The 772-nt window shown below is 61.7% G+C and carries 1 protein-coding gene; it reads left to right on the top strand.

The window, feature by feature from the left end; genetic code table 11:
* The coding region (locus AC1D15_RS35375) for an HAD domain-containing protein (protein ID WP_477829761.1) at positions 1-772 on the top strand (772 nt) is incomplete at both ends.

Below are 772 nucleotides of genomic sequence, written 5' to 3'. Positions count from 1 at the left end.
GTGCTGCATCGCACGCAGGGAGATATCGACCGGTACTTCGAGCGCGCCGAGCTCTTGGGTACTTGGCTCCGGTCACATCCAAACATCCAGTTAGTGGTGAGTAGCAGCTGGCGCGAGGTATACAAGCTTGCCGAGCTGCGAGAACTTCTTTTCCATGACGTGCCGGACCTGAAGGAGCGCCTTGTTGGCGTCACTTCGAACATGGATCGGATACACGCCGAACATGAGCGATCTGCCGAGTGTCGCCTCTGGCTCCGCGACCACGGCCACAACTTCTCGGCCTGGCTCGCAATCGACGATCAATCTGAGCGGTTCTCACCAGACGCGCGCGACCATCTTCTGGTTTGCGACCCGGCCTCCGGCCTGACGCAGAATGTTCTCGACCGAGCCTGGGAAAGGCTCAAAGAACTTCAGAGGGAGGAGCCCGAGCGTCACGCCCGCAACGAGATCAGCGGCACACCACTGCGACCCGAACTGCGGCGGTTGCTTCGACCGCTTCCCGATGAAGTTATCAAGGCTTCCCCTTCAAAGTGGCCGGAGATCGATCCGCGCATCGATGCAACGCAGTCAGGGATCGGCGCGTCCGGCACAGGTGAAGCTGCGGGTGGCCTCGCTCGCGTAGCGTTCGAAAGAGACTTCCTGCCGACGCTGTCGAACTATGTCAACGTCCGTGCGCTTCGCGCTGACATGGTGAGCTCGGCTGAAGCGGCGGCCCTGGCCCGCATGACCACGGCGCAAGTGCGCCKCTTGGCGACGATGAAGTCCCCCCAAG

The sequence above is a fragment of the Rhizobacter sp. P2_H2 genome (assembly GCF_056403375.1).
Note: the sequence above shows the minus strand (reverse complement) of the source record. Positions and strands in the feature narration are given on the sequence as shown.